This window comes from Sporanaerobacter sp. PP17-6a, from assembly GCF_900095615.1.
GTDB lineage: Bacteria > Bacillota > Clostridia > Tissierellales > Acidilutibacteraceae > Acidilutibacter > Acidilutibacter cellobiosedens.
In genome coordinates, this window is the sequence record NZ_FMIF01000029.1 from 1 (window position 1) to 8,577 (window position 8,577).

The window sequence follows — 8,577 nt, forward strand, 5'->3', positions numbered from 1 at the left end:
AGAACATGGGAAGTGATATTATATAATAGACTTATATAATTATAATATTATTTAGGTTCTATATTTATATAGATTAAAAGGGAAAGCGGTGAAAATCCGCTACAGCCCCCGCTACTGTAAACGGTTACGAATTCCATATCCACTGGCGAAAGCTGGGAAGGGGGAAGGAGGCTAAGCCGTAAGTCAGGATACCTGCCTTATTAATAGTGAAAGCATTCTTTCGGAGGGAAGGAAATTGTTTAATGTTGAGTTGTCAAAACTTTTAAGCAAGTTCAGGGATTCCGAGAGAGGGATTCCTTTTTTTATATAGTAAAAGCCTAATGTTGCTAAAATGTTTTAAGGATGTTGTATGTTGATCAATTTTTTGTAAAGGAAGTGAGGAAATGGATTTTTTACTTATGAACCATGGAGGAGATATAACCACATATAGAGATTTATATGATGGAGAACTGGTAGATTTCAGCAGCAATATAAATCCTTTAGGTCCACCGGAAGGGTTATATGATGAACTTAAAAACAATTTTAACAGTTTAACTATATATCCGGATATACAGTATAGAACTTTAAAATCTAATATAGGAAAATATTTAAATTGTGATTGTTCAAATATAGTTGTTGGGAACGGGGCAGTTGAAGTGATAAATAATTTTATTCAATTATTTGATAGAGTAGTGACATTTGTGCCCTGTTTCTCGGAATATGAGAAAAGAGGAAAGGTATTAAAAAAGGAAATATGCAAAATCCCCTTATCTCCGGATTTTACAATAGACATAGATTCAGTAAAAAGAAATTTAAAGAAAGGTGATATCTTAATATTGGGTAATCCCAATAATCCTACAGGGTTAAGGATAGAAGAAGATAAACTTAAATTAATATATGATATTGTTAACTTAAAAGAAAGTTTTTTACTTCTTGATGAAGCTTTTTTTGAATTTTGCCCTAAGGATTATGACAGCATAAAAATGTTTAAAGATAAGGATTATGATAGAATAGCCATAATCAGAGCAGCAACCAAGTTTTTTGCTCTTCCGGGGATTAGGCTCGGATATGCCTGTACTTCCAATAAAATGGCTAGGGAATATGAAAAGGTGGAATTGCCTTGGAGTATTAATTCTCTGGCTGATTGCAGCGGAAGATATATTTTTGGCTGTGAGGAATATATAGAGAAAAGCAAAAATTATATTCAAGGGGAAAGACAATATATGACGAAAGCCCTTATGAAGATAAAATTTATCAATTTATATCCTACTCAGTCTAATTATATACTTATAAAAAGTCGAAAGTTTAATGAGAATTTTCTCTTTTACTATTTTCTGAAGAGAGGAATACTCATAAGAAAATGTTCATCTTTTGACGGCTTAGATGATAAGCATATAAGATTGGCGATAAAGAACAGAAAAAATAACGAAAGAGTTATAAAGATATTTAAAGAATTGGAAAATGTCGAAGAAAATATGAGTTAAATAATTGTTTTGGCAATATTTATATATAGTAAATAATAGTATGAGAAACAAGCGAGGAGAGGGTTTAGGTGGCAAGGTTATATATAGTAGGAATAGGTTCCAAAGGAAAGGATGACATGACTTTAAGAGCAATAGATGCAATAGAAAAATCAGATGTAATAGTAGGAGATAAGACTTGTTTAAAGTATTTGGGAAGTTTGGCAGATGGCAAGGAAATATTTCCAATCAGAATGAAAGAAGGAACTGAAGGGTGTAAATATTCTATAGGGAAGGTAAAAGAAGGGAAAACAACTTCAATATTAGTCTATGGTGATTCCTGTCTTTATGGAATAGCAGGGTATGCCTTGAAAGTTTCTTATGATATCGAAGTAGAGGTAATTCCAGGGATTACAACAGTATCATTTGCCGCAAGTAAATTAGGTGCTCCCATAATGGATGATTTTTGCTATATTAATCTGAGCGATTTTGCTGTTTCATGGGAAGCAATTGAAAAAAGGATACGATATGCATCTATGGGAAATTTTGTTATAGTATTATATTGTTATAAAAAGAGAGAAAAAATATTTTATATTGAGAAAGCTGTGGAGATAATGCTTAATTTTAAGCTTCCTTCCACCCCTGTAGGAATAGTAGAAAATTTGGATGACCAAGACAAAGTAATTATTACTACTTTAGGAGATATTAATTTTGAAGAGATAAGTATGGACAGCATAATTATGATAGGAAATAGTAAAACATATATAAAGAGCGGCAAAGTGATTACTTCCGGAGAAGAAAATGCCTTAACTTTATAGTAAATGAAAAATAAAAATACTGTATTCGAACTATATTCTTGTTCTTAAAATTTATATATGGTAATATATATATTAAGATTAAATATCAATTAAAATCAAGTTGTTTTACCAATGATAAATTTAAATATTTTAATATTTGGCTAAAGGGGAGTAGCTGTAGTAGGGACTACGAATAGGATCAACATACTGGTAAGGATACCTGGTTCTATTTACTTGTTATTGAGAGAGCGAGACTTTTGGTTTGATGATCTATTCATCAAATTAAAAGTCTTTTTTTAAATTTTTAGGGTTTTACTCTAATCAAAGGAAGGGTGGTTGAATGATACGAGAATTTATCAAATCATTTTTTTTAATATTCATGGCGGAAATGGGAGATAAAACTCAAATAATGGCAATGAGTTTTGCTACTCAGTATTCCCTATTGGAAGTATTGGGAGGGGTTTTTATCGGAGTAATATTAAATCACGGAATAGCCATATTACTCGGAAAATATTTTTCAACAATTGTTCCGGAAGAAATTGTCCAAATATCGGCGGGATTTATATTTATAGTATTTGGAATCATGACATTGATGGATGAAAAAAAGGAAAAACAAAAGAAAGAAAAAACGTTTGGGCCTATACTTACAGTAGCATTGGCATTCTTTGTAGGAGAATTCGGGGATAAGACTCAATTATCGGCTATGGCACTGTCGGCGGAAGGAAATCATCCTATTTTTGTACTTATGGGAACAGTTTCAGGAATGATGGCTACCAGCAGTTTGGGGATTTTTGTAGGAAGAAAAATAGGAGAGAAGATGCCGGATATTTCAATTAAGATTATGTCTTCTTTTATATTTTTAATGTTCGGACTCTTTAAAATATGGGATATTACTCCTAATGTATTGATGAGCTGGGAAACAACTTATTTATTTTCTGCAATCTCTATATTAATCTATCTATTGTTTTTAATCAGGCAGTATAAAAGAATGAAATCAGGTCAGAAATCCGAGATGAAGGAAGTTGCATCAAAGCTTTATCTTGAAGTTTTAAATGCTAAAAAGGCTGTAGATGATATATGCTTGGGAGAAGAAGGCTGTAGTGACGCCTGTAGAAAGGAGAAATGTCTTATATGGTCTACACAAAGAGTATTGCAGGAGGCTGTAGATAAAGGAGTTTATTTTAAAGAAAAGGACATTTCTCCGATATATGATTTAAAGAAATATGACTTGGATAAAGTTGTGAAAGCGTTAAGCTTGATAATTAAGGACTATAAAAAATATGGAGTTGAAAAGGACAAGAATTTTGTTATAAATAGAACAAGAGAAAATTTAGAGATGGTTCTATTTAATAAATATATATCTTTTAATGGAAATATAGATAGCTATTTATATAATGTTAAAGCGGAAAATGAAAATGTATATAGAAAAATAAGAGAAAATATGAAGGATGCTTCATAAACATAGTATTATATGATATTATATTCTTATAACCTATAGGAAAGCTATAAATTATATTAACATAAGTTTTCCGTAAATTGGTTTTATAAAAGGCATCCTAATTTTTATTTTTTGGTAAAAGCTTTTTTATAACGAATAGGAAAGTTCTCGCTTATAAATACTGATGTTAAAAAGAACTTTCCGTAAATGAGTTTCAAGAAAAGCTACCTTATGATGCTTTGATAAAAAATTTTCTTATAATTTTAATATAGGGGTAATACTTGTGAAAAAAGAAAGAATGGAATATATAAATAAATTATATAAGAAAAATCCCAATACCGGCGATTATGTAATAGAGGTGGACCTGAACAGCTATGTTGAAATATTTAATGAATGGGATCATTCTTCTTATAAGAGAAGAGATATTTCTCCTGATTTGACTAAGTTTTTGGAAGAATGTTCTAATGATATTCCGGAAAGGTTCAACCTTGAAATCAGTTTTTATCTTCCAAATGAAATCAGAGATGAAAATAAAGAAAAAATTATTACTGAAGGAATTAAAACATGCTATGATTTTTATGCCCATTTTGAACAGAGAAAGCTAAATAGTAATTATAAGAGGATGATTAACTCTGTATTTATTTCTTTTATTCTTCTGCTTTTTTATTTTATATTTACGACGAGAATAAGGTTGATAATATGGGAAGCTTTTGCCCAGGGATTTTTAGTTGGAGGCTGGGTATTTATGTGGGAAGCAATATCGTTTTTCTTCTTTGGAAGAGTGGAGATAAAATCAATTATTAGAAATTACGAACGGTTGAGGGATGCAAGAATATCATTTGCTTATTCAAAATAACAAAATATAGCCTTTAAATAATAACAATTATCAGATGATAATGATGTTTAAAATGGTATCCCTATGGGAATATATAACTTAGATTAGAAGAAATATAATTCGCATAGGAGGTTTTGAATATGGAAAGATTGGTAGGGAAATCGGCACCAAATTTTGAGATGACTGCATGCATGGGGAATGGGAAAGAATTTAAAAAGGTAAATCTTAAGGATTATGCCGGAAAATGGTTGGTCATGTTTTTCTATCCCATGGATTTTACTTTTGTCTGCCCGACAGAGATTACTGGATATAGTAAGAGGTATGAGGATTTCAAGAAAGAAGATGCAGAATTATTGGCTGTAAGTGTTGACAGTCAATATTCTCATCAGGAATGGATTAAGGGTAGTTTAGGACATATTAATTTTCCCTTAGCTTCTGATTTAACTAAAAAGGTATCGAATGATTTTGGAGTATTGATTGAAGAAGAAGGAGTTGCATTAAGGGGACTCTTTATTATTGATCCTGAAGGGGTAGTAAGGTATTCGGTAATTCATGATCTAAATGTAGGAAGAAGTGTGGATGAAACATTGAGAGTACTTAAAGCATTGAAGACAGGTGGAATGTGTCCGGTCGATTGGCAGGAAGGGGAAAAACTTTTATAACAAAGCGGTGATTTCACCGCTTTATTTATGGAGGATAATATGAATATAAATGATGTTTATGAAAAGTTTAATAACCGTTCAGCCCGGCCTAAGGACATAAGGCATAACTATGGAGTATTTTTGCCTTTGATTTATTTAAAAGGAGAATGGCATCTTATTTATGAATCAAGAGCCAAGAGTTTGAAAAATCAACCCGGAGAAATTTCTTTCCCAGGTGGAGCGGTAGAAAAAAATGAAACATTTAAGGAGGCTGCAATTAGAGAAACTTGTGAAGAATTAAATGTAAAAAAGGAGAACATAAAAGTTATCGGAGAATTAGATTACATTATTACATATTTTAATTTTTTTCTTTGCCCTTTTATAGGAACGATTAATGGAATTAGTGTGGATGATATGAAATACAATTCAGATGAAGTTGATCATATATTTACTGTACCGGTGGATTTTTTTATGAATAATGAACCTTCTACTTATCGTGTTGATTTAAAAGCAGTAATAAAAGAAGATTTTCCTTATGAGTTGATTCCAGGGGGAAAGGAATATAATTTCAGAAAAGGGATTTATAGTATTTATTTTTATAAGTATCAGGAAAATATTATATGGGGAATTACTGCGAAAATTACAAAAAATTTTATAGATATAATGAAGGAAAAATAAAATATATAATGAATAAAAAAGACTCTGTGGATATTAAATTTAATATCCCACAGAGTCTTTTTTATTCATTGAAATTTCTTGTAAAAACTAATTTGTAAACATTTGTGTCCAATAGGTTGTACCATTTTTATTTACATAGCCTACTCCGATTTTGTTAAAACTTGAATTCAGTATGTTTGCCCTATGACCTGATGAATTCATCCATCCATCCATTACTGTTTGAGCACTTGAATATCCTTTTGCAATATTTTCCCCAGCGGTACTGTATTTTATTCCAAAAGTTTTCATCATGGTGAAAGGATCTCCATATGTAGGGGAAGTATGACTAAAGTAATTATTGTCTGCCATATCCTGAGATTTGAGTCTTGCAACATTTGATAACTCTGAACTTTGAGTTAGAGGCTGTAATCCTGCCTTTTCTCTTTCTATATTTACCAACCTTACGACTTCTGATTCTACAGAATTAGATGGTGCAGGTGTTTCATCACCCGGATTTTCGGTTCCCGGATTTTCATTTTGGTTGCCGCCATTATTACCATTCTGTTCATTGTCTTGTTCGTCATTATTATTTTGTTCGTTGTTTTGTTCATCGTTATTATCTTGTTCATCATCATTGTTTTGCTGATTTCCGCTATTATTGTTTCCGGAATTATTATTTGTTTTTGGAATTGTAATGCCACAACTTGGTTTTTGGGATGAAGTTACATTGATGTAATTTGAAATATACTTTTCGAGTTGTTCATATAGTTGATCATTAGATATATTATTGGAATTAGAGTTAGAATTTGAAGTCTTGTTATAGCCAGGAATAGTGTATCCTTTTTGTGGGCAACTTTCATTTGGTAAATAATAAACTAAGTTGGAACTACCTGCATGAGCAATGCTAAATGGTGAAAGCACTAAAGTTGATGCTGCCAATGATAAAATAGTTTTCTTAAATTTAGTTTTCATAATTTGCCTCCTGTAATTTTTAAATTAATTTTAAATTTTTAAATCCTCAAGTTCACCCCTTTCCTTTATTATTTAAATTGTTTAAAAGTATATCATTGTTTTTTTTTAATTTAAACCCTTAATATATGGATAAATTTCTGAATGATGGATATAAAAGTAAAAAAAAGGTACTCTGTAATAATTTACAGAGTACTCATAAAAATGGTAGATAATATATATTATATTAATTTGATTTGATGATAAACTTTTTTCCCCTTTTTCAACATTATTTTCCCATCGGTAAAACTATCCAATGTTAATATAATATTGAAATTGTCAACCTTCCTTCCATTAATAGATAATCCTCTTTGTTCTATAATTCTTCTTCCTTCACTGTTAGATTTAGTAATTCCTATTTCCGTGAGAAGGTTAAGTATACCTATGCCTTTTTCAAATACTTCATTCTTTATTTCGGTAGTAGGAATTGAACCCCCTTCTCCATTTCCTTCGAACAATGATTTTGCTGCTTTCTGAGCTTTTATTGCTTCTGATTCCCCGTGAACCATTTTAGTTACTTCAAATGCTAAAATCTCTTTTGCTTTATTAATTTTTGACCCTCCCGGAGAACAAAGCTCTTCTATTTCTTCAATCGGAACAAGGGTAAGAAGCAATAGACAATTCTTTACATCTCTATCATCAATATTTCTCAGATACTGATAAAATTCATAGGGGGAAGTTTTTTCAGAATCAAGCCAAATAGTACCCGATTCTGTTTTACCCATTTTTTTACCTTCAGAATTTGTTAAAAGTTTAGAGGTCATAGCATATACCACATCGTTTTCGATTTTTCTAACCAAATCATATCCTCCGAGGATATTGGACCATTGATCATTTCCCCCTATTTGCAGTTTACAGTTGTATCTTCTGTATAGCTCCAAGAAGTCGTAGGATTGCATAATCATATAGTTGAATTCAAGGAAAGTAAGTCCTCTTTCTAATCTTTGTTTATAACACTCCGCTGTAAGCATTTTGTTTACGGAAAAATGGACTCCAATTTCCCTTATGAACTCTATATAATTGAGATTTGACAGCCAATCCGCATTGTTTGCAAAAATGGCTTTGCCGTTATCAAAATCTATAAATTTTGATAACTGTTCTTTAAACCTCTTTGCATTATGTTCAATAGTCTCTTTACTAAGCATCTTTCTCATGTCTGTTTTTCCTGTGGGATCTCCTATCATGGTAGTTCCTCCTCCTAACAATATTATAGGACGATGACCTGCCATTTGCATATGCTTCATTATCATTATCTGAACAAAATGACCTAAAGTTAAACTATCACCGGTTGCATCAATTCCAATATAAAAGGTAACGGATTCTTTTCCTAAAAGATCCCTGATTTCATCTTCATAGGTAACTTGTTCTATATATCCTCGTTCTCTGAGAATGTCAAATACATTTTTATTTTCCATTTGTAAATCCTCCTTCTTTTGAAATATATTAAAAAAGGTTTTTCTCATCCGTAAAGGACGAGAAAAACCCGTGGTACCACCTTAATTGCATATAAAAATATGCCTTTGACTATTTTAACGGATAGTAACCGTAATGATTTCTCATTATAACTCAGGAGCGTAATTCACATCTTTATAATTTATAGGATTCTCATCGACACCTATTTTCTGTTATTTAATTATAAAGAGCTACTTTATCCATCACAGTTCAACTTATATTTATTATATAATAATAAATGATATTGTATTTGTCAAGGGTTAAAAATTTTCAATGTCCTTAAATCCTTCTCCTATTACTTCATGAACAC

General features: G+C 31.1%; 8 protein-coding genes, 1 riboswitch and 1 other annotated feature. Of the genes, 6 read left to right on the top strand and 2 right to left on the bottom strand.

What is annotated here, in order from left to right; all coding sequences use genetic code 11:
• The first annotated feature begins 36 nt into the window (after nucleotides 1–36).
• Nucleotides 37–214: riboswitch (cobalamin riboswitch) on the top strand.
• Nucleotides 215–383: 169 nt separating this feature from the next.
• The 6 genes from PP176A_RS12095 (at nucleotide 384) to PP176A_RS12120 (ending at nucleotide 5,828) form a co-directional block, all read left to right on the top strand.
• The gene (locus PP176A_RS12095) at nucleotides 384–1,463 is read left to right on the top strand and encodes a pyridoxal phosphate-dependent aminotransferase (RefSeq protein ID WP_234958928.1); all 1,080 of its coding nucleotides are present in this window, start codon (nucleotides 384–386) and stop codon (nucleotides 1,461–1,463) included.
• A 68-nt stretch (nucleotides 1,464–1,531) separates the two neighbouring features.
• Nucleotides 1,532–2,257: a precorrin-3B C(17)-methyltransferase gene (locus tag PP176A_RS12100; protein WP_071140743.1), complete on the top strand. Its 726-nt coding sequence runs from the start codon at nucleotides 1,532–1,534 to the stop codon at nucleotides 2,255–2,257.
• A gap of 319 nt (nucleotides 2,258–2,576) precedes the next feature.
• On the top strand, nucleotides 2,577–3,695 hold the full coding sequence (locus PP176A_RS12105) for a TMEM165/GDT1 family protein (protein WP_071140744.1): 1,119 nt from the start codon (nucleotides 2,577–2,579) through the stop codon (nucleotides 3,693–3,695).
• Between the two features lie 262 nt (nucleotides 3,696–3,957).
• A complete protein-coding gene (locus tag PP176A_RS12110) occupies nucleotides 3,958–4,530 on the top strand; it encodes a hypothetical protein (RefSeq protein WP_071140745.1) in 573 nt (190 codons plus the stop codon).
• Nucleotides 4,531–4,649: 119 nt separating this feature from the next.
• The gene (locus tag PP176A_RS12115) at nucleotides 4,650–5,171 is read left to right on the top strand and encodes a peroxiredoxin (protein WP_071140746.1); all 522 of its coding nucleotides are present in this window, start codon (nucleotides 4,650–4,652) and stop codon (nucleotides 5,169–5,171) included.
• A gap of 39 nt (nucleotides 5,172–5,210) precedes the next feature.
• Entirely contained in the window at nucleotides 5,211–5,828 is a 618-nt protein-coding gene (locus PP176A_RS12120) for an NUDIX hydrolase (protein ID WP_083381946.1), read from the top strand.
• Between the two features lie 87 nt (nucleotides 5,829–5,915).
• Here PP176A_RS12120 and PP176A_RS12125 read toward each other — a convergent pair whose 3' ends face one another.
• Both PP176A_RS12125 and tyrS read right to left on the bottom strand, forming a co-directional pair.
• Nucleotides 5,916–6,779, bottom strand: a complete 864-nt coding sequence (locus PP176A_RS12125; RefSeq protein WP_071140748.1) for a CAP domain-containing protein — start codon at nucleotides 6,777–6,779, stop codon at nucleotides 5,916–5,918.
• 218 nt (nucleotides 6,780–6,997) lie between these two features.
• Nucleotides 6,998–8,230 (bottom strand): tyrosine--tRNA ligase, encoded by a 1,233-nt coding sequence (tyrS, locus tag PP176A_RS12130; RefSeq protein WP_071140749.1) that lies wholly within the window; start codon nucleotides 8,228–8,230, stop codon nucleotides 6,998–7,000.
• Nucleotides 8,231–8,280: 50 nt separating this feature from the next.
• Nucleotides 8,281–8,483 (bottom strand) — a binding site (T-box leader).
• Nucleotides 8,484–8,577 lie beyond the last annotated feature (94 nt).